At 68.7% G+C, this 21,105-nt stretch carries 16 protein-coding genes; 3 read left to right on the top strand and 13 right to left on the bottom strand.

The genetic code is table 11. The annotated features are described in order from the left end of the window. Positions 1-127 precede the first annotated feature (127 nt). The 6 genes from KEG38_RS50040 to KEG38_RS50065 form a co-directional block, all read right to left on the bottom strand. Complete coding sequence (locus KEG38_RS50040; RefSeq protein ID WP_272428010.1) at positions 128-538, bottom strand: SpoIIAA family protein; 411 nt, start codon at positions 536-538, stop codon at positions 128-130. Between the two features lie 88 nt (positions 539-626). Next, positions 627-2,534 carry a hypothetical protein gene (locus KEG38_RS50045; RefSeq protein ID WP_272428011.1) on the bottom strand — a complete coding sequence of 636 codons (1,908 nt, stop codon included), beginning with the start codon at positions 2,532-2,534 and terminating at the stop codon, positions 627-629. After that, positions 2,534-3,835 carry a tetratricopeptide repeat protein gene (locus tag KEG38_RS50050; RefSeq protein WP_272428012.1) on the bottom strand — a complete coding sequence of 434 codons (1,302 nt, stop codon included), beginning with the start codon at positions 3,833-3,835 and terminating at the stop codon, positions 2,534-2,536. Before KEG38_RS50050 ends, KEG38_RS50045 begins: the two co-directional genes overlap by 1 nt. 32 nt (positions 3,836-3,867) lie before the next feature. Beyond that, a complete protein-coding gene (locus tag KEG38_RS50055) occupies positions 3,868-5,172 on the bottom strand; it encodes a hypothetical protein (RefSeq protein WP_272428013.1) in 1,305 nt (434 codons plus the stop codon). Between the two features lie 354 nt (positions 5,173-5,526). After that, positions 5,527-7,020, bottom strand: coding sequence for a serine/threonine-protein kinase (locus tag KEG38_RS50060; protein ID WP_272428014.1), 1,494 nt, complete (start codon positions 7,018-7,020; stop codon positions 5,527-5,529). A gap of 259 nt (positions 7,021-7,279) precedes the next feature. Beyond that, the gene (locus KEG38_RS50065) at positions 7,280-8,053 is read right to left on the bottom strand and encodes a hypothetical protein (protein ID WP_272428015.1); all 774 of its coding nucleotides are present in this window, start codon (positions 8,051-8,053) and stop codon (positions 7,280-7,282) included. Positions 8,054-8,463: 410 nt separating this feature from the next. Between KEG38_RS50065 and KEG38_RS50070 the strand changes: the two genes are divergently transcribed. Then, on the top strand, positions 8,464-8,799 hold the full coding sequence (locus tag KEG38_RS50070; protein WP_272428016.1) for a hypothetical protein: 336 nt from the start codon (positions 8,464-8,466) through the stop codon (positions 8,797-8,799). Between the two features lie 121 nt (positions 8,800-8,920). Here KEG38_RS50070 and KEG38_RS50075 read toward each other — a convergent pair whose 3' ends face one another. From KEG38_RS50075 to KEG38_RS50090, 4 genes are all read right to left on the bottom strand, one after another. Further along, positions 8,921-9,706 carry an aldo/keto reductase gene (locus KEG38_RS50075; RefSeq protein WP_272428017.1) on the bottom strand — a complete coding sequence of 262 codons (786 nt, stop codon included), beginning with the start codon at positions 9,704-9,706 and terminating at the stop codon, positions 8,921-8,923. A gap of 349 nt (positions 9,707-10,055) precedes the next feature. Then, the gene (locus KEG38_RS50080; RefSeq protein ID WP_272428018.1) at positions 10,056-10,937 is read right to left on the bottom strand and encodes an aldo/keto reductase; all 882 of its coding nucleotides are present in this window, start codon (positions 10,935-10,937) and stop codon (positions 10,056-10,058) included. Between the two features lie 66 nt (positions 10,938-11,003). Beyond that, a complete protein-coding gene (locus KEG38_RS50085) occupies positions 11,004-11,876 on the bottom strand; it encodes a hypothetical protein (protein ID WP_272428019.1) in 873 nt (290 codons plus the stop codon). Between the two features lie 268 nt (positions 11,877-12,144). Beyond that, a complete protein-coding gene (locus KEG38_RS50090; protein ID WP_272428020.1) occupies positions 12,145-12,777 on the bottom strand; it encodes a hypothetical protein in 633 nt (210 codons plus the stop codon). Positions 12,778-13,234: 457 nt separating this feature from the next. On the opposite strand from KEG38_RS50090, the gene KEG38_RS50095 reads away from it, so the two are divergent. Beyond that, positions 13,235-14,323, top strand: coding sequence for an SMI1/KNR4 family protein (locus KEG38_RS50095; protein WP_272428021.1), 1,089 nt, complete (start codon positions 13,235-13,237; stop codon positions 14,321-14,323). 76 nt (positions 14,324-14,399) lie between these two features. Here KEG38_RS50095 and KEG38_RS50100 read toward each other — a convergent pair whose 3' ends face one another. Together KEG38_RS50100 and KEG38_RS50105 are read right to left on the bottom strand one after the other, a co-directional pair. Continuing rightward, positions 14,400-17,207: a tetratricopeptide repeat protein gene (locus tag KEG38_RS50100; protein WP_272428022.1), complete on the bottom strand. Its 2,808-nt coding sequence runs from the start codon at positions 17,205-17,207 to the stop codon at positions 14,400-14,402. 130 nt (positions 17,208-17,337) lie between these two features. Further along, positions 17,338-18,603: a trypsin-like peptidase domain-containing protein gene (locus KEG38_RS50105; protein ID WP_272428023.1), complete on the bottom strand. Its 1,266-nt coding sequence runs from the start codon at positions 18,601-18,603 to the stop codon at positions 17,338-17,340. Positions 18,604-18,902: 299 nt separating this feature from the next. Here KEG38_RS50105 and KEG38_RS50110 point away from each other — a divergent pair, with 299 nt between their 5' ends. Then, the gene (locus KEG38_RS50110; protein ID WP_272428024.1) at positions 18,903-19,541 is read left to right on the top strand and encodes a hypothetical protein; all 639 of its coding nucleotides are present in this window, start codon (positions 18,903-18,905) and stop codon (positions 19,539-19,541) included. A 721-nt stretch (positions 19,542-20,262) separates the two neighbouring features. On the opposite strand, the gene KEG38_RS50115 is transcribed toward KEG38_RS50110, so the two are convergent. Continuing rightward, positions 20,263-20,805 carry an RNA polymerase sigma factor gene (locus tag KEG38_RS50115; RefSeq protein ID WP_272428025.1) on the bottom strand — a complete coding sequence of 181 codons (543 nt, stop codon included), beginning with the start codon at positions 20,803-20,805 and terminating at the stop codon, positions 20,263-20,265. Positions 20,806-21,105: the final 300 nt, after the last annotated feature.

Genomic DNA, 21,105 nt, shown 5'->3' on the forward strand with positions numbered 1-21,105 from the left:
ATGAACTGCGCATCGCGCAGTTCATCGACCCTGGGTCCAGCGCTTGCGCTGGTCCGGGTCCCGGGGCGGATAGCCCCGGGTGGGGCCTGGGGCAACGCCCCAGCGCAGCGCCTCCAGATGAGACGCGTCAGCTTGCGGAGCGGAGCTTGTCGATCCAGGCGAGGGCGGCGGCGTCGGTATCGAAGAAGCGGACGTCGAAGGGGGGGCCGCCGTGCAGGATGCGGGCTGCGCGGACGACCATGGCGCCGAGGATGCGGGCGTGAAAACGTGCGCCGACGAGGGCGACGCCGAGGATGGGCACGCCGGCGCCCCTCTCGCCGGCGCCTTCGGAGGCGAGGCGACGTGCCTCGGGTGTGATGTTCTCCAGCCGCTCGACGTTGACGAGCAAGAAGATGCCCGGTTTGCCAGCGGAGAAATTGCGCTGGATGTCGAGGATGCGCTGCATGTCGTCCACGCTGATGTGGCCGATGAAGTGGCCGATGAGGAGATCGGGGTCGCGGGTGACGACGTGGCTTTCACCGCTGGGCGAAGGAAGCATTCCAGGGGGAACGTACTGGGCGAGGTGGGGGAGTGCAAGTGAGCGGGGCTACCGGACATGACGGTATGCCGCGGTCGCTGGTGGCGGATCAGGGCATGCACGTTCCTCCCCCGCATTTTCCGCTCAAGCAATCGACGCCGCTGCTGCAGCTAGAGCCGTTCTTTTTTTTGCACAAGCCATTCCCGTCACAAGCTTGCGTGTTGGTGCACATAACTGAGCTCAGGTCTTCCTGCCCCGCGGGGATGTTGGCGCAGACCCCCTCGTTGCCCGCGAGACCGCACGATTGGCACGTGGCTGTGCACGCGCTCTCGCAGCAGACGCCGTCGACGCAGTTCCCGGAGAGGCATTCGCTACTGGCGCTGCAACTGACGCCCTGCTCCTTCTTGCACTGGCCGCCGCCATTGCAGGAGTTCGAGCCGGTGCAGGTGGGGGAGTCGTCCATGCCCGAGAACACGTTCGTGCACGTGCCGACGTTGCCCGCGACGTTGCACGCCATGCACGTGCCGCTGCAGGCCGCGTTGCAGCAGACGCCGTCCACGCAATGGCCGCTCAAGCACTCGACGGCCCCGCCGCAGGTCTGCGCGGGGGCCTTCTTGCATGCGCCCGCGCCGTTGCACACCGTGCCGCCATTCTGGTTGCACGCGGCGTCGACGGGCCGGTTCGGGTTCGACGGCACGCCGGCCGGGCTGCACATGTCATCGGTGCATTCGTTGCCGTCGACGGGTTTGTCGGTCGTGTCGGTCGACGTGACGATGTTGCCCTGACCGTCACACTCGATGACCTTGCAATCGCGGGCCGTCTGCCCGTTCGGCAGATCCGTGCCCTTGGGCGTGAAGCTCACGCCGCACTGGTTATCGATGCACGTGCGGACCTTGCAGAAATCGTCGGTGCCTTCGCATTGCGCGGCCTCGTTGCAGCCGACGCATTGGCCGGCGCCGTCGCAGTAGATCCCGGCGCCGCACGCCGTGTTGGTCGCCTCGTTCGGGAACGTCGGCGTCCCGTTCGTGCAGACGTTCTTCGTGCAGGCGTTGTTGTCGTTCGGCAGGTCGATGTCGTCGACGATCTTCTCCGTCGCGCCCGCGCCGTCGCAGACGACCCGCATGCAATCGCCAGCCGTCTGGCTATCGAACGTGGTCCCGGCCGGCGCGAATGTCTGCACGCAGACGTGATTCTCGCACGTGCGCTTCTGGCAGACGTCGTCCGGCGGGAGGAGCACGCAATCGGCGGGCTCGTTGCACGCGACGCAATTCGAGGTGCCGTCACAGACCTCGGGTTTGCCCGGCTCGCAGGGATCGCCCGCGAGCACCGGCGGGTTCGTCGGCGCGCCCATCGTGCACACGTCGAACGTGCACGTGTTCATGTCGACCGGCACGTCCGTATCGTCGGTGACGTCCGTGTCCTTGCCATTGATGCAGAGCCTCTGCTTGCAATCCCCCGGGGTCGGCGTGACGCCCGGGGTGGGCAGGCCGTCGAGATTCGTGAAGACGCAGATGCTCGTGGCGAAGTTGCAGAAATCGTCCGTGCAGGCGTTGCCGTCGTCACACGGATTCTGCGCGTCGCAGGCGATCTGGCAAACCCCACCCTGGCAAGTGCCGCTCTCGTTTCCGCGCTGGCACACGCCGCCGTCGGGCGTATGCGTGTTGCTCGGCGTGCCGCCCTGGCAGGCGTCGTTCGTGCAGGGCTCGTTGTCGTCGGGGATGTCCGCGTCGTCGGTGACGGTGACTTCCTTGCCGGCCGCGCAATCGAGCCGCTGGCAATCGCCGACGGTCTGCACCGGGCTCGTCCCGTCGGTCGTCGGCGTGTAGACGCAGATCTTCTCGTCGCTGCACGTAGCGGTGGTGCAGGCGTTGTTGTCGTCGCAATCCGCCGCCGTCTCGCACGGCTCCTTGGCCGCGGGGACACCCTCCACGCTGTAGGGATGGTCCCCGTCGAGGAGCTGCACACAGCTCGCCGCCGTGGCGAGCATTCCGACCCAGAAGAGCTTCCAGGTGCGCATCAGAACGTCCCGTCGACGCCCAGATACCCGGCCCCTGGCCCCGCCAATCCCCGCACCCGCACGGACCCGACCTTTTCCGCCGTCGGCTTTGGCGAAAGCACGAACAACGTCACGCCCGTCGCGAGCACGACGCCTCCCACGATGAACGTCGCGGTGCTCGCATTGCCGAGCGCCCAGAACCGCTCGACCGTCTTCATGCCTTCCACGCCGCACGCGAAGTTCGCGTCGCATACCGCGTCGACCTCGCGCTTCTCGGCCATCGCGAGCCCGCCGAGCACGCTGCCCGCGATGAGCGCCGCGCCGCCCAGGCCCATCGCCGCGATTCCACCGATCGCCCACGGATGCATTTCCGGCTTGGATGGCGCGATCGGCTGCGGGGGCGGCGGCAATGGCTGCTCGGGGAGCGGCTGGCGCTCGTCCTTCGCTTCCTGCGTCGCGCCGGGCGTGAGCTCGAGGATCTTTCGGTCCCCCTTTTCCAGCCGCACGTTTCGGTCCTGCGGCGGGCGCCCCGGGACCTCCACGCGGAAGGCATATTCCCCCGGATCCATCGGCACCGAGGCGCCCAGCGTCTTCAGGTCGAACGTGGTATTCCCCCGCGAGACGACGACCCCCTCGGGCACCTCGCCCGCCCACACGAGCTTGAGCCGAGGCGTCTCCGCGTCGAGCTTCTTCCGCTGCTCCTCCGCGATCCGCGCGCGCTCGGCGTGACGCTCGCGCAGTGGGCTCTTCATCGCCGCGAAGAGGCCGAGGTACGTCGTGTAATGCCCGAGCGCGGTCGCCATGCGGCCCCGCGTGGCTTCGCATTCGGCGAGCGCGTACAGCGTCCCCGGCGTCGGATCGATCCGCTGGCTCTCCGCGAGCGCGGCGCAGGCCTCGGCGTGACGGCCGGCTGCCCGGTGCGCGACCGCCCGATTGAACAGGATCTCCGCCAGGAGCTTCTTCTCCTGCTCCTCGGCGACGCGCGCCCGCTCCGTGTGTTTTTCGCGCAGCGGGCTCTTCATCGCCGCGTAGAGAGCGAGATACTCTCTGTAATGCGCGAGCGCCTGATCGAGCTTCTGGATCTTCACCTCGCATTCGGCGAGGGCGTGCAGCGTCCCGGGCTTCGGATCGAGCACGTGGCTCTGTTCGAGCAGCGGGCAGGCCTCGGCATACCGCCCGGCTTGCACCTCCGCGACGGCGGCGTCGAAGAGCTTTCCCGCGGCCGCCTCCTGCGCGGGCGTCGGCGCGGCGGACGCCATGCCTTCCGGGAGCCCGAGGCCCACGCAGACGAGCCCCACGAAGAACCATCGTGCCTTACGCATGTCGTGTCCACCTTTGCCGCATGATTCGTGCGTCACGGAGCGAGCCGGACGCTGAAGAGATCGGCGCCGCCGCTGCTCGGGATGGTCGCGAGCGGGGCGCCGAACGCGATCTGCGAGTCGAAGCTGCCGCCCACGATGACGTCGCCCTTCGCGTCGGCAGTGATGGCCCAGGCTGCCTGCGTGCCGTTCACGCCAAACGTCTTGGTCCAGAGCGGCGACCAGTCCGCCGCGGCGAGCTTTGCGACGAAAATATCGTATCCATCACCCGTCGTGATCGTCCCGGATCCGAAATCGACGGACCCGTTGAAGAGCCCGGTCACGGTCACGTTCCCCGCGCCGTCCACCGCGATCCCGGTGCCCAGCGAGGTTCCGGAGAGCCCGAAGCGCTTGCTGCGCACAGGTTCGCCGTTCGCGGCGGCGAGCTCGGCGACGAATGTGTCCCATAAGCCCGCCGCCGACATCTGTCCGCCGCCGAAATCGACCTTGCCCGTGAAGCGTCCGGCGATGAGGATGTTGCCGCCGTTCGGCGCGGCGGCGATGTGTCCGGTGAATTGGGAGGAGCCGAACTCACCAAAGCGCTCGCTCCAGATGTGGGCCCCATTCGAGGCGTACATCGCGACCACCAAATCGGTGTCGCCCCCGTTCGGCAGGTTGCTGCCGCCGAAGTTCGCGTCGCCTACCGCGTCGCCAGCCGCGTCGCCCACGACCGCGACGTTGCCGTCCCTCGTAACCGTGAGGTGACGTCCTACTTGAGTCCCGCCGTTGACGAAAACCGAGCTCCAGAGATGGTTCCCCGCGGAATCGTAGCTCGCCACAAATAGGTCTTGGCCGTCCGGGGTCACGGGAGCGCCCCCGAGGCTCACGTTGACGCCGGTAACCAACCCCGTGACGTACAGGTTCCCAGCGGCATCGGCGTCCACGTCCAGCGCGGATTGCCTGCTCGTCGTGCCGAACCGCTTGCTCCAGACATGCGCGCCCATGGCGTCGAGCGTGACGATGAAGATATCGTAGCTTTGGGCCAGCAGAACGCTCCCACCGAAATTGATCTCCCCGCCGAACTCGCCCACCACCGTGACACGGCCGGCCGGGCTGACAGCAACGCCGTATGCGAAGGCGGCACCGGTGCTGCTCTGGAACTCTTTCTGCCATTGAAGCGTTCCATCGGGATGAATCTTCGCAACGAAAACGCTGCCGGTTTCCGCTGGGAGGAGAACTTCGTTCATCTTGGCGCCGACGACGCCCGCAATGACGTACCCGCCGTCAGGCGTGACCGCCACGTCGTAGATCCCATCGCCCAACGGGGCGACGGTGTTGCCTCCCGGCGTGAACGCAGCCATGGGCGTGCCCGTACACGCGTTTACGGCCGCTCCATCACAATCCTCGTCTCCAGGCAGGGAGCAATCTTCGGCCGCCGGAAAAACCTCGCCCTCGCAGCTGCCCCACTCCATGCCGTTGTAGCTGCAAAACCGGACACCGGCTGTGCAGTCGCCGATGCCTTCGGTGCCGGCGGGCCCCGAATAACACAGCCTCGTCTCGCCGGGGGTGCACAGCTCACTCGTCCCGCCGGTCCCCCCGCCGCCCACGGGTTCCCCCGGGTTATAGGGATGGTCCCCTCCGAGGACCTGCACACAGCTCGCCGCCGTGAGCAGCGCCGCAACACCGACTGACTTCCAGGCTCGCATCCGCGCTCCTCAATCCCTGCTCCACGTCGAGCCAGGCCTCGGAGCCTTCACCGTCGGCGCCCCGCTCGTCTTCGAGGGCTGCGTCGCCGTCGCGGGCTTGCTCGTCGGCGCCGCCGCAGCCGCGCTCACCGCGGGCGCAGCACTCGCCGACGCGATCGGCGCGGGCGCCGTCGTCTCCAGCGGCGCCGCCGGCACAACCTCGGGCGCGGCCGTCGCCACGGGGGCCTGCGCCGACGACGGCGCCGCGGCGGCCGGCTCCGGCGTCTTGCCTTCCTCGCGCGACGAGAGCGCGAAGACAGCGACGACCGCAACGAGCAAACACGCAAGCCCCACGCCCGCGGCGATGAGTCCCGTCGGCGGTGACCTTCGCCCCGTCGGAACCGCGGTCATCCCGCTCCCGAGCGGCGTCAGGACCGGGCCCATGGGCGTGCCCGCGTGCCCCACCGGCGTCGCCGCGCCAAAGTCCGCGCCGTTCGGCAGCGGCCCGCGTCGTGGCGCCATCGGCACTGTCGCTTGCGTGTCGAGCGTCATGATCGGCACGTCGAACGGCTGCGACGCGAACGACGGCCGCGAAATCGACCCCGGCGGCAGCATCCCCGCGGAGGCGAGCCCCGGCTGCGGCAACCCGAACGCCTCGGCGAGCGCTCTCACCGCGCTCGTGGCCGAAGGAAACCGCTCGGAGGGCGTCCTCGCCGTGGCCCGTGCAAACCACGCGTCGAACGTGGGCGGCAGGCTCGTGCCGAGCCGCGCAGCCCGCGCGGTCGCCGGCTCGCGTGGCCCGAGCGCGGCCTGCGCGGCGAATGCGAAGACGTTCGCGCCGCCCCGCGATTCCTCGTACCAGTAGGCTTTGCCGACGAGGAGCGTGAACGCGATCATGCCGAGCGCGAAGATGTCCGTCGCGGGCGAGACCGACGATTCCATCAAGAACTGCTCGGGCGCCATGTAGAGCGGCGTGCCGAGCGATTGCGTCGCGCCCGCCGCCGTCGAGCCGGCGGCCACGATCTTCGCGATCCCGAAATCGAGCACCTTGATGCGCGGGGGGCCGTCCTCGCGCTCGCAGAGGAAGAGATTGTCGGGCTTGAGATCCCGATGGACGATGTGGGCCCGGTGCGTCTTTTCGAGGGCGAGCGAGGTCTGATGCAGGTACGCGACCACCTCCGCCGGCGGCAAGGGGCCCGTGTGGCGGATCCGCTTGCCGAGCTCCTCGCCGCGCAAGAGCTCCATGACCAGGAAAGGCATCCCGGTCGCGTCGTCGATGCCCGCGTCGAAGACGTCGACGATGTACTCGCTCTCGATCTCGGCGGCGACGCGCGCCTCTTGCCGGAAGCGCCCGCGCAGGTCGTCGCTCTGGACGAAGTTCGCGTGCATCACCTTGAGCGCGCGGCGGCGGTTCGTCTCGAGGTGGACGACCTCGTAGACCGCCCCCATGCCCCCTGCGGCGATGCGACGCTCGACGCGGTAACGCCCGGCGAAAATCGACCCGGCTGCCAGATCAGACGACACGGCCTGCTCCCTCGACAAGGATCCGCCGCATGTTTGCATGCAAACGGTTTTCCGTCGCAGTAGACGTCCAGTTGCCAGCGAAGTCAAGCTTCGGGGGAGGAGGGCGGGCGCTTGCGGCTACACCGGCCTGCTGGGACGCGCCACCGTCCGAGAAACCGCGCATCGCGCGGTTTCTCGGCCCTCGGTCCAGGCCGTGCCTGGTCCGGGGTGCAGGGGGCGGACAGCCCCCTGCTGGGGTGCGGGGCAAAGCCCCGCGGCATCACCCTGGGACCTCGGGCACCTCGGTCTCTGGGGTGACGGCGTCGTTCGACTCTTTGGGCGTGTCCCTTCGGGCGGCGTTGGCTCGGTATTCGTCGAGTGGGCGGAGGGCGTCGCGTGCGGCGGTGCGGGATTCGAGGGGTGCTTCCTCGTCGAGACATACGGACACGAGTTGGAGGGCGTGGCGGACGATTGCGTCGCCCACCTCGCGCAGCGGGAGGACGAGGCTTGGGACGGTGATTTCGGGGCGGGCCTTGGTGATGCCGATGGCTTCGCCGTACAGCTTGTGGATTCGACGCACCTCGGCCAGGAACTCGGGGCCTGTGACGACGTCGATATCGGCGGCGAGGTCCTCCTCGTTGATTCGATCGAGCCGCTTTTGCGTCTCGGCCCACTGGCTCGCGTAATCGGCCTTCAGGAACGAGAGACCCGTGGGGAACAAGGTGGCGAGCAGGACACCTGCGCGCGCGGCGTGGGGGTGCGTCTCTGCGGGTAGCCCCGAGTAATCCTCGATTCGGCCGAAGAGACGGCTCATGGCGTGGTCGGCGAGCACGTCGACGGGCCGCGCGTCGGGCCGCTTCTCCACGCGATCACGCGCCTTCCAGCTCTCCTGGAGCGAGAGTGCCGCCTGCCGGAGCGTGTTCGCGGCCTTCTTGACGGATAGCGGCGCGCCGTCGGGCGTGGCTGCGACGAGCTTGATCGAGAGTGCGACGGCGGACGGCACGTCGAGCTTGGGGGGACGAACGTAGACAGACGGGTCGAAATCAGCGTCCAAGGAAACCTCCATTGAAACGGGGTGCGAGGCAGACGGTCGACCCGGGAGAAGCGTGCAGGCGGAATCTTGCTGCGAGGGCGGAGACGGAAGCGACATTGCGCCGTGCAGGTGGGTGGACCTCGCGGATCGATGTGGCGCATCGGTCCTGGAGGTGCCGGGACATCCCGGGACGATGCGGGGAGCGGTTGGAGCAGGTTCCGGGACATGGGCCGGCGATGATCGGATCCGGGGACGCAGGTTCCGGGAGCTCGACGCGTGAGGGCATGATCCCTCGGCGAAGGATCTGGAAGGTAGCAGGACGAAGGATCACCTCGGCTTGACTCCGCTCCTCCGTGTCTCGATACACAGACCAGGACGTCCGGGGCGTTGAATCCAAGCCATCCGGGCCTCGAACGCGGAGGGGGAAGAACATGAAATTCCATCTGATTGTCGTTGCTCTCGCGGCGCTCGTCGGAATCGGCTCGGTCACCGAGACTACGGTGGCCGCGCCTGCCGAGGGCCACCTCGACGAGGACTCGAACCCGAGCGACGTGGGCGCCGATGACTTCGAGCTCAGGGCGGTCACCCCGCCGGGCGGCTCGTGGAATCGGACCTGTAAGCAGCCGGGTAGTTCGATTCCCGGCGGATTCTGCGCCGAGTGCAGACGGGTTAACGGCTCCTACGTGCAGTCCTGTATCTACACGCGCCGCTGCCCGAGCTGGTGCGCCGACAACATCGACGGCACGCTGAGGTGCAGCGGCTGCTGAATGCTGCGGGGTACGCCGGAGTGACGGAATCCGAAGCGCAGGCGGGCGTGGCAGGAGCAGCGATTCCGGAAGCACTTACGGAAGCAGGCGCCGACCTCACGGCGCCGACCGTGACAGCGCTCTATCCGTGCACCTTCCGCCCAAACTCCCGCATCCACTTCGCCTCGTCCTCGGTGAGCGGGCCTTTTTCGAGCGCCTTCAGGTTGTCCTCGAGCTCGGCCCGGGTCTTCGGCCCCGTGAGCGCCATATCCACGTGCGGGCTCGAGAGCTGGAACCGATAACAGTCGCCCGCGCTCATGACCGACCCCTCCCAGCCGTTCGGGCGCTTCAGGAGCTTCCGCCAAGCCGTCGCCGTGTACGCGAGCACCGAAGGCGAATGCTCCTTGACGTGCGGGAAGACGTCGCGCTCGGCCCCCGGATGCGCCGCGTTGTACCGGAGCATCAAGAGGTCGAGCGGCGAGTCCGCGGCAAGCGTGCCCGCGCGCGGGCGGTCGTGGATGCTCACGCCAATCGAACGGACCTTGCCGCTCTCGCGCAGGTGGAGGAGCTCTTTCTGCGTCGCCTCCGTCCAAGCGGAGCCCGTGCCGAGCCAGCCGAGCAAGTACACGTCGAGGTGATCCGTGCCAAGCTGGCGCAAAAGCTTCTCCGCACCCGAGCGCACGCCCCAGCCAAACCAGCCGATCTGCGCGAAGCCAATCACGGCCACGTCCTCGCGCCGCGCACCCATCGCCGCCTTGACGGGCGCGCGCATCCCCTTGTTCCGCGACGTCCACAAGAAGACATTCACGCCACGATCGATCGCAGCGCGGACGCCGTCCTCGTCGATGCCATAATTCGCCGCAAGGCCAAGCCGAAACGCGCGCTTGCCACGCAGCGCCGAGGGAGTTGCATACAGCCAGTCGTTCATGCCCCCCACGGTATCACGACGGGAGCAGAGGGGGCTGTCCTACAGCGTAGCGCCGGGGTTTCACCCCGGACCCCAGCAGGGGCTATCCGCCCCTGCACCCGGACCAGCGCAAGCGCTGGACCCGGGGCGACAGCGCGCGATGCGCGCTGTCGACAGGGAAGACGTCGCTACGAGACACGGCAGTGCTGCTGTCTCAGCTGGCAACGCCGCTCGTGGTCTTGCCAGGGCCTCTTCGATGAACTGCGCATCGCGCAGTTCATCGACCCCGAGTCCAGCGCTTGCGCTGGTCCGGGGTGCAGGGGGCGGACAGCCCCCTGCTGGGGTGCGGGGCAACGCCCCGCGCACGCGCTCAGCCTTCGCCGAGCTCCGTCGTCGTGCGAAAGCCGAAACCCGAGTAGAGGTTGACCAGCCGATCTGCGAAACCCATTCCGCGTGCCGTGAGCTTTGACGTCTCTCGCACGCGCTCGCCGATTCGCCGCATCCATGCGAGCTCCTCTTCGTTCATCGGACCCTCTTCGAGTGCCTTCAGGGCTTCGTCGATCTGCGCTGCGTCTCGCGCGCCGGCCCAGCATGCGCCGATGTTCGGGTTCGAGAGGGCGAACCGGTAACAATCCGCGGCGCGCGGCAGACGTTCCTCCGCGGGGACGAGCTTGCGATCGAGGAGCTGGCCCCAGGAGGTCGAGGTGTATGAGACGATTCCGGGGCCAGGGTCCGGCAGGTGCGGAAAGACGTCCTTGTCGGCGCCGGGGTGCGCTGCGTTGTAACGGAGCATCAGAAGGTCGATGCGGGGATCCCGGGCGAGACGCTTGAATGCGGGGCGGTTGTGGCAGGAGATCATGACCGAACGCGCGCGACCCCGGCGCACGAGATCTGCGGCGGCGTCGAGGATTGCGTCCTTCGGCGGGAGGTTCCACCAGCCGAGGAGCAGGACGTCCGCGTGATCCATTTCGAGCTTGCGGAGCCCCTTTTCGAGGGATTTGCCGATGCCGGCCGGCGAGCGCGAGTAAGTCTGGATGACGACCTTGATCCGCTCGCGGCTACGCTTGCCGAGACGCTTCAAGCCCTCGCCGAAATCGGGCATGCGCGACGAGCCCCAGTAGAAAAAATTTATCCCGCGTTCGAAGGCATGCTCCACGTCGCGCCCCTTGGCGCCGTAACTCGCCGCCAGCCCGAGGGGCACGACGTCGAGAGGGCTGCGGCCGAGGCGGACAGGGGAAAAGGAAGCCGACATGCAAGATCCTCCGGCGCCGAGGGTGGCACGGAGGATCGGGGAAAGGCAAGCGAGGTGCGCGGGGGATTATCGGGTTTCGGCGGCGATCGGGGCGGGCGCCTCTGCGTCGGCCGCGCTTGCGGTGCGCGCGCCGGTGAGGCTGACGCAAGCGCCGCCCACGCCGAGGGCGACGATGCCACAAGCAAACGCGCCGAGGAGGGCGCGGCGCGCGTCCCGCGGATTGCCGTGGACGACGGAGAGGACGCGGTCGTGCTCGCGGTAGACGACGGCGGCGGAGAGCACGGACGCGCGTGTCTCCTCGCCGAGGCCGAGATCGAGCTTGCGCGGCGACCAGGCGACGCGCGGGTCGTCGCCGGATGCCGAGCGCATGGCGGGCAGGAGGCGCTCGACGCGGAGCGCACGCACGAGGGCCACGGCGTCGCTGAGGCAAAGCGCGAAGATGGCGGCGACGGCGGCGAGGCCGAGGGTGCGCGAGACCTCGAGCGAGGGGCGGACGCCGGTGGGGAAGACGTTCCAATCGGGCAGGGCGGCGAGGGTGCCGAGGGCGACGCTGACGGCGACGGCGAGCCAGACGGCGCGGCGATCGGCGCGATCGACGAGGGATCCGGGGCGGGCGCGGCCGACGCGGCGGGCGGCGGCGAGGACGAGGGCGAAGGCGGGCAAGAATCCGAGCGCGCAGACGAATCCGGTGGCGGCGCCTTCGCCGAGGCCCCAGCGCGACCAGCGCATCACGCCGATGAGCGCGCCGCCCATGAGCCCGGCCGAGAGGACGCCCACGGCGGCCGCGAAGAACGCGGCGGCGCGGCCGGGCCAGCGGACGGTGGGCTGCACGAGGATGCCGAGGAGGAGGGCGCAGAGCGGGGTGACGACGACGAAGGCGGGGCGGAGGCCGGCGTCCATGAGCTTGAGGGCGCCGACGCGGAAGAAGTCGGCGGCCATCCATCCGCCGACGGCGCCGAGGACGGCGTACGGGAGCGAGAGACGAGGAACGCGGCCAGGAGCGGAGGCGAGGACGGAAGCGGAGGCGGGAGCGGGAGCGGGAGCGGCGACGGAAGCGGGAGCGGGAACGGCAGAAGCGGGGGCGGTGGCGTTCGGCTGGAGCATGGGGCGGTACCTCGCGGGGGGGCTCAGACGCTCGGAAGGTGGGAAGAGTTCCCGGGATCTTGGGTCTGCCCGCGTCTGAAAGGCCCGCTCGGCCTTCCCCGGCTCAAAACACGTAATTCATCCCGACGTTGAAGCCGCCGTCGACGTTCAGGAGCGAGCTCTCGGTGGGGCCTTGGCCCACCTTCCCGACGTAGAGGACCGCCTCGGGCCTCGCGAACAGGCTGAACTTCGGGCTCGCATAAAACGCGAGCCCGAAGCCGGCCCGCGCGACGCCGCCCACCATCGTCGGCGCCGGCGTGCCGCTCGGCGCGCCCTTGACGGACACCTTGCCGTAGAAGCCACCACCGGCGAGGCCGGGATTGAGGAACAACCCTCGTCCGATGTTGATGAGGTAATTCCCGCCGAGGGTGACCATGCCGCCCTGGCGCGCGGCGGCGTCGACACCCTTGTAGAAGTAGCTGGCGTTCAGCGCCAGGTTGAGGTTGTTGAGGATGAAATAGCGGAACGAGAGCCCGGTGATGTTCGTGGTCCGGATGGAGGAGGTGTTGTTCTCGTTGCTGTAATTGAGCACGAGCAGGCTCTCGGCTCCGATCTCCTTGATGCCCTTCCCGATCGCCCGGATGCCGTTCGTGTCGGGAGCGTTGGGAACGAGGACGTCGGCGAGCGCGGACAGAGGTGCAGCCACGAGGACCGCACCAAGGGAGACCATTGCAGCGACAATCGACCAAGTACGCATGATACCTCGACGGGATGACAGGGCAGAGGCGCGGGACGAGATTGGGCCGCGATCGCCCTGGATTCCCGGGCGGTTTACACCATTTCGAGCCGCCCGGAACGGTCGCGACCGGGCGATCGGGTCGTATTAAAAAGAATTAAGCGGGCGCCGCGGCCCAGCGTCCACGGCAGCCGCGAGAGCGACGTGGCACCCGATCGCGCGCGCGGAAGCCACATGGAAGACGATTTGCATCACTTGTCCTCACGACCTCGATGGGCAAGCCAGACGCACGGCAGTCTATCCATCGATATTCACGGCGGACTGATCCGTCCAGGAATCTCGCATGTCACCTGCAAGCGTCCGAGATGAGGGCTGGTTCGTGAACGGATCGTCGCCGGCAGGACGGGAAGGCGCATTTCCTGGGTCGCGTTGCCTGACCCCGGGGGCGGGGTTCTGGGCGCCAGCCACCGTACGGAGGGTGAACGAGGACGGCTCGTTCAACGTCGAGATCGAGCTGGAGCCGGAGGAGCAGGGCGAGGTGGAGACACTCTTGTATGGAGTGCCGCCGGAGGAGGTCTCGTTCGACGACGTCGCGACGTGGGGCTCCGTGTTCGGCAGGGTGACCGGAGGCGAGGCGGGGTTCACGTACGCGCACTTCAGCAATATGCTGGCCGGGCTGGGCGGTCGCCTCACCGCGGAGGAGACGCGGGCGCTCTGGCTCCGAAGCTGCGCGCATCTGTTCGGAATGCACGAGGCGGAGGCGGCGGACAGCGCTCTGGACGTCGAGCAAGCGTATCGGGTCGTTCGGCGCGTCGGGCTCTGCGCGGGCGCGCTGCAAAAGGATCTGGACCGCGGAGAGGAAGCCGTCCCCTACCACGTGCTCTACATGAATGGGATCCGCATGGGAGGCCGAGATCCCTCGGGCGTGAGCCGGACGGTCACCCTGGAAGACGCGTTCGCCGCGCTCGGACTATCGGCGGTCGGGTCGGACGCGGAGAGCCTGGATGATCTCGCGAACGTGGAGCAGAGATGCGGAATTCGCCTGCCGGACGCCTTGAAGAGCTTTTTCGGCCAATGCGGTGTCTGCAGGGCCGTGCGGGAGACGCATCCCAACGATCCGAAGCTGTCGCGGGTGGACTGGCTGCTCTGGCCGGAGAACGACAGAGCGAGACCGAGGAGGATTCCGGAGCTGGGCCTGAACGGCGATTGCGCGATGTTGCTCGTGGACGAGCACGACGGCGATTACGCCTGGCACGCCGTCTTCTGCGAGGGGGACCTGGACGCACGTGTGTATCTCAGAGACGAGCAGGAGGAGCGGTGGCACCTCGTCGCGCCGACGATGGCTTTCTTCTTCTGGGACCTCGCACAGTCCGGGCTCATCCGCTACCAAGAGCCGCGCTTCGCAGGAATGAGGCCCGTGAGGAAAAACGACATTGGATTGATCTACGACAGGCCGATTCGCAGGCGCGACGCGTCGAAGGTGGAGAAAGAACGCGCCGCCCGGAGCCTGGTCGAGCCAGTCACGGACCCTGAAAAACCGCGGCGTCCATGGTGGAAGATCTGGTAAGGGCATCAAGATCAGCCGCTTTGAGCGGATCACCTATTGAAAGTCCCCGGCTTTGCCGGGGGCTTTTTACAAAGAGTCAAGCGGGCGGCAGCTCGAAGGCGAGCGATTCCAGGACGACCGCCGTGGGATCGAGCAAGAAGCCGTCATCGCGGCTCTGCAGCAGGGCTCCAAGGCCGAGCTTGCGGAGCTTGGTCAGCGTGACGTAGACGCGGTTCGCCGCCGCCTTGGGCGAGATTCGTTCCCCGGGCCAGCCAGCCTCGAAGAGCTCCGCGAGCGAGAGGGCGCGGCCCGGAGCGTCGATGCGCGCACGAACGAGGAATGCCAGGACGAGGCGCGCCGCCTTCGCCTTCAAGAAGGGCACAGGGCGGCTATCCTGGAGGCGAAACCAGCGGGCCTCCGGGCCCACGACGAGCCTCGCAATCGCTGGCGGGAGCGGATCGCCGGGCGGGCTCGCCGAGGTCGCGGGCAGGGCGATCGCGCGCTCGAGCAGGCGTACGGCGAAGCGAACGTCCTCCGAACCGCGCGCCGGCGCGAAGGTGCCGTCGGGGGCCGGAGCCTGGGCCACGGCAATCGGCGCAGCGGCGGCGAGGCGATATCGCGCTGCGGCCGTCTCATCGCCCGCTGCCAGGGCGACGCGCGCGCGCCAGGCGTCCGCATGGGCAGAGTGCAGCTCCACCGCAATCCTCGTCGTGAGCACACGCCCGCCGCCGAGCCTTTCGGCGGCGGCCTCGAAGTGGCGCGCCGCGGCGTCCTCGTGGCCGAGCCCGGTCTCGACGGCTCCGAGCGCGGCCAGGAAGACGATCGAATAGTGCCGCTCGCCGGTGCCATGGAGCCGCGCGAGGGCTTCGCCGTACGCGGAGCGCGCGTCGTCGAGCAGGCCCTCCTCGAACGCGACGTCGCCGAGGTAGCCGTGGAGCACGCCCTCCGACCATCGATCGCCGACGGCCCGGTGGATCGCGAGCGCCGCCCCGAGTTTTTCGCGCGCCTCGCCGAAGCGGCCCCTCGCTTGCTGGATGCGCCCCAGGATGCCGAGCACGTAACCCTCGGTGCGTCGGTCTTCCTGGAGCAGGGCGAGCGTTTGGCCGGCGGCGAGCTCGGCCTCGTCGAGCCGGCCGAGGCTCAGGCGCGCCAGGGCGATCTGCGAAAGGGCCAGGGATTGTCCCCGCGGATCACCGGCGACCTGGAAGCCTGCGGCCGCCTGCTCCACGTACCCCACGGCCTCCGTGGCGCGTCCCCGCCAGTTGAGCGCGCCGCCGTAGGTGAGCATCCAGTCGGCATGAAGCGAGGCTTCGCCGAGATCGAGGGCGATCGCCCGCGCTTGATCGAAGCAGGACCGCGCGTCGTCCGGGCGCTCCGCCTGATCGAACATCAGCCCGAGCTTGGTGAGGGCGAGGGATTCGTCGGCGCGTGAGCCCGCCGCGCGCGCTTCGTCGAGCGCCCGCTGAAAGCCGAGGAAGCTGTCGAGCACCCGTCCTCGAAGGAGGTCCGCGAGCGCGCGTGTGTAGAGCGCCCGCGTGCGCAGGCCCGGCGGGGCGGACGCGGCTTCAAGCGCAGCATCGAGCATCGCGACGTACGGCTCCAGGCGGCCCTTGGCGCACAGGAGGAGCACGGGTTCGAGCAGCAGAAGCCCGCGCAGGGCGGCCTCCGCGTCCTCGGGCGTGAGCGGTCGCCGCGCGAGCGCGCGCGTGCACACGGCGATCAGGTTGCTCGCTTCCAGCGAGGCGCGGCGAACGTCGATCACCCTCGGGAAGGGGGCGTCCCGTGAGCCCTCCATGCCGAGGAAGTACGCCGCGTGGCGTCGGGCGGCGGCTTCCTTGCCGCCGAGTTCGTCGAGTCGCTCCGCGGCGTACTCGCGGAGGCTTTCCAGCAGGCCGTAGCGGCGTTCGCCCTGGAGGTCGAACGCCCGGATCAACGATTTGTCGTGCAACGACTGGAGCACGTCGAGGATCGGCGGGCTTCTGCCTTCGCATCCGGCACCGAGCTCGAGCACCGCCTCCGCGGCTTCGAGCGAGAAGCCGCCGGTGAACACCGAGCACTGCGCGAGCGCGTCCTTCTCCCACGGTGCCAGGAGTTCCCACGATGAGTCGATCGCGCCGCGCAGCGTCGCCTTGCGCGCGGGCGCGCCGCGGGCGCCCGTCACGAGGAGCTCGAAGCGGCGCGCGAGCCGGTCGAGGATCTGTCCCGGCGCGAGGACGCCCATCCGCGCCGCGCAAAGCTCGATCGCCAGCGGGATGCCGTCGACGCGCCGGACGATCGCGGCGACGTTCTCGGCTTCGGCCTCGGTGAGCTCGAAGTCGAAGCGCACGGCCCGCGCTCGCGCCACGAAGAGCTCGACGGCGTCGGCCGAGGCGATCGCCTGCAGCGATCGCTCGTCCGCGGGCGGCACGCCGAGCGGCTCGAGCCCGAGGGACACCTCGCCGTCCAGCCGGAGTCGCTCGCGTGAGGTCACGACGAAAAGCGCGCGAGGCGCGTACGAGAGCCAGGGGCCCAGCATTTGCGGGGCGACGTCGACGAGCTGCTCCAGATTGTCGAGGAGGACCACGCTTCGCGGCGGCTCCGCGAGGGCGCGCCCGAGCTGCGCCACGACCTCGTCGGCGGTGCCCCCTGCGGAAAGGGGTACGTCGAGCGCGCGGGCGAGGACCGCACACGCGTCGTCGAGCCCCTTGGCCTCGCTGAGATCGCAGAACAAGAGGCGCGCCCCGTCGCGCGCGGCGAGCGCCGACGCGGCCCACTCCAGCACGAGGCGCGTCTTGCCGATGCCGGCGGCGCCGGTGATCGTCACGAGCCGAGCGCCGGCGTCGATGCGCTCCCCGAGCGCACGAAGCTCCCGCGCGCGCCCGATGAAGGCGCCGCGCGCCGACGTACCTGGCGGCTTTCCCGTCACGGGCGGAAAGGCTACCACCACGAGCCGCGCGTGGAGAAGCCCCTCGCAGGTGCCGGCGACCCGTGCGTTAAAAATCGTTAAGGGGGTCGCGGGGCCGAGGGCCAAGCGCCGGGGCGGCGCCGGCGCGCGGTCAAAAGGTCGAAATCCCGAGCGAGAGTTGATGGATGAACTTCACGTCCGGCGACGGCAGCACGCGCAGCTCGTATCCGAACGTCATGGCATGCACGTGCACGCCGAGGCCCACGAACACGGCGCCGGTCTGTGTCCTGGATTCCTGCTCGTTCTCGACCATTCGAAAGGAACACGCTGTCGTCTGGTTCATGCAAGTCGGATCATCGAGCTGGAGGTTGTAGGTTTTTTCCTTGGTAAAATCCCAGTTCCAGCCGGCGCCGATCGAAGGGACGAGCGAGACCGTCGCGGGCGACGAGACCAGCGGAATGCGGTACCCGATGCGCACGTCACCCACGAGTCGCAGCGTGTCGGTCCGCCCGAGGGGCAGGTGGATGTCGCCCTTTGCCGGGACCTGCACGAAGGCGCTGAAGCGGGGCAAGAACTCCCACTGCTCGGCGAAGAGCATCGGAATGCCAATCGTTCCGCCGATGAATCCCCTGCCACGCTCGAATTGACCCGCGAACGTGGTCGCGAACCCGAGGACGATGCCAGGTTTGCTCTGGTACGGCTTTTTTCCCACGCTTTCGCGTGCCTCGCGTATTCTTCCGACCGGGACTGCGTGACCCATCGGAGCCTGTCCCACGGCCACCCCCGAGGGAGAGGGGACGACGATGCCGACCACGTGACCCTGACAGTCGAGGAGCGGGCCGCCGGTGTGGTTCGTCCCGAGGAGCGCGTCGGTCGACAGCAGATCGTCGTCGCGGTCGCTGACGACGCCCCGGCGGTGGGTCGGAAAGCGCTCTTCACGCGTGCCGAAGTCGACGGGAACGGCGATCGCGACGACCTCGCTGCCGATCACGGGGGCCGACGTCGCGAGTTCGAGCGCCTTTCCAGGGATGGGCGCGTCGAGCTCCAGGATGGCGATGCGTTCGAATGCGTCGATGAAGACGACCTTCGCATCAATCGAGAGGTTGTCGCGGGCATGGACGCGCAGCTTGAAGGGCCGCCCGACGACGCTGACATGGGTCACGACGTGCGTGTCGTCCACCAAAAAGCCTGCGCCCCAATTGGTATGCGTGGTGATGCGGACCGTACCGCGCCGCGCAGCCTCCGCGACGCGCTCGAGCCCCGCCGTGCCGCACGTGCCGCTCTCCAAAGGATGAGCAGGCGTCGCGGGCGGCGAAGACGCGACGGATAGCGTCGGCGCGGGGGGCGGGGAGGGAGGCTCGGTCGCGGCACCCGCGCCCAGGGGCTCCGCGCGGGCGACCGCGGAAGACGCGAACAAGGCCGCGAACAAGGCCGCGGCAGCCAAGGACCTCACGCGGCGCGGCGCGGGGGAGGTATCGTGGGGGCCTTCTCGGGTGGGGTTCCACATGTCGATCGTCTCCGGCAAGAGCGACCCCGGGGACGGATCCAGGGCCTGCCGGAGATGCTAGGGATCGGCACGGAGATCGCACATTAACGATATTTAATCGTTCACGTCGTCGGAGCGGGCGCGGCTTGCGGCCTGGGCGGCGGGCTCCATCCATGGGATGAGGTAGACCGGTCGCCGGCGTGGCGCCGGAGGTCGGGGAGGGGCGTGTGATGGTTCGACGAACGGCATTGGTGCTCGCCATCGGGCTCGCGAACGTGCCGGCCGCGCTTGCGGACGACGAGACGAGGCAGCAGGCGAGCGCGGTGGCGACCAATCCGCGGCGCGTTTGCTGGAAACCTGGACAAGGACGCGGCGCAGGAGACGCGCCGACGACGTGCGAGCCGCGAAAAGAATTTCAAGGTGGTCTCTGTTATTCGGTCTGTCCGTCGGGCATGACGGGCGAGGGGCCAGTATGCTGGTCGATTTGCCCGGCGGGATACGCGGACGAGGGGCTCCTCTGTCGCAAGGGGCTACACGTCGTGGCCAAGCAATCGATGGGTCGCGGGACCGGGGAGGCGCCCCGATGCGCCGCAGGGCAAGAGCCCGACGGGAGCCTCTGTTATGCCCCATGCCCCGCGGGCCACACGGGCGCGGGGCCGGTCTGCTGGCCGGCGTGCGGGAGCGATTACCCAGCGAGCTGCGGCGCCTTGTGCGCGGTATCGTCCACGGCATGCGCGGAGGTGGTCGGGGAGATGGTGTCGCAAGGGCTGCTCGTGGGGCTGGAGGCCATCCTGACGCAGCGGATCGACCCGCAAGCGCTGGCGGATCTGGCGAAGGCATTCGCGTGGCCGATGTGCGAGGGCAGGTGAGGGGTTTGGTCGTGCGCGTCGGCTCCTGGGGGGCGCGTCGCTGGGGCGTTGCCCCAGGCCCCACCAGGGGCTATCCGCCCCTGGACCCGGACCAGCCAGGGGCTGGACCCGGGGTCGATGAACTGCGCGATGCGCAGTTCATCGAACAGGCGACCCTGCCAGCCAAAACAGCAGCGCTGACGTCTCGACCCATGACGCCGACGGCGTGAGGCACACCTCCGCGGTCTTGCCACCGGCCTGTGGGAAGAACTGCGCATCGCGCAGTTCTTCCCCCTGAGGTCCAGGGCTTGCCCTGGTCCGGGTCGAGGGGCGGATAGCCCCCGCGGGGTCCGGGGCGGCGCCCCGGCGCGGGGGTCACGGCAGGGTGAGATCGGAAAGGCGCGCTCGGTGCGGCGATCCGGGGCGCCGTGAAGTGGCAAAGGGGAATGGGGGGAAGGGATCCACGGCGCTGTGGATCGGGGTTCCGAGGGTGGGATCGGCGATCCACAGCGGGGTGGATCGGGCAGGGGAGAGGGCCGCGGGCGAGTCACGACGGCGTGAGGTGAAGGCAGGAGGCGAGGGAAGGCGGTTCGCGGGGATGGGGAAGGGGAGGAGGCGAGGGGGAAAGCGGGATCGGGGCGGTGTGGGATGGCGGTGGCTGGGAGGGAAGGCGGTTTCGGGGCGCTGTGAGGTGGGGAAAGTGGAGGCGGGGGCGGGGGCGGAGGCGCAAACGCAAGCGGATTCAGGCGAGCGCGTGCGTCTTCAGGTGCTCCCGGGCGAGTTGCAGGCGGGCGTAGGCGGTCTTGGTCTTGATGCCGAGCGCTTCGGCGATCTCCCGGATCGAACGGCCTTCCAGGTAAGGCACCACGACTGCACGGATGCGCGGGCCGATCCTCGAGAGGAATCGCTTGAGCCGGAAGAGCCCGTACGTCGCCAGCACGAGCGCCTCCGTCGACTCCGCTTCGTCTTCCCGCTCGGGAAAGTCATCCGCAAGGCCCGCGAGGACCTCGCGCTCGCAACGCGCCAGCTTTCGATGGTTGCGCGCACGGTTGAGCCCGATCACCAGGAGCCACGGGCGCGCCTGCTCCGGCGTGACAAGACATTCGAGGCGTCGCCAGGCCGTGAGGAAGACCTCCTGCACGACATCGTCCACGTCGCTGGGAGGGATGGCCTGTCCGAGAAGAAGGCGGCGCAGGAAATCGCGGTGCTCCAGGTAAAGGCGCCCCAGCAGGGCGTGCGCCGCCGTAAAGTTTGCCGGCGGCGGATGGAGCTGTATCGTTACCATACTCATGACTCCGGGTATCGCGGGGTTGTGGGGAGATGCCGGTCGGTGTTCCTTGCACCGGCTGGCGTCGCTTGCTTTGTCTCATGGATTGCGGCCCGAGGCAATGGGAAAAGAGCGGATTGGTTCGTCGGCGGAAAACCCACGATCCGACCTGAATGGGACGAGGGGCGTTGGAATGGGAGCTGTGATCCTGCGCGGCTGAAAGACCCTCACGCCAACTTGTTCCTGGTCTTGCCACCGGCCTGTGGAAGAACTGCGCATCGCGCAGTTCTTCCAACACGAGTCCAGCGCTTGCGCTGG

This window comes from Polyangium jinanense (assembly GCF_028435265.1).
Classification (GTDB): Bacteria; Myxococcota_A; Polyangia; order Polyangiales; family Polyangiaceae; genus Polyangium; species Polyangium jinanense.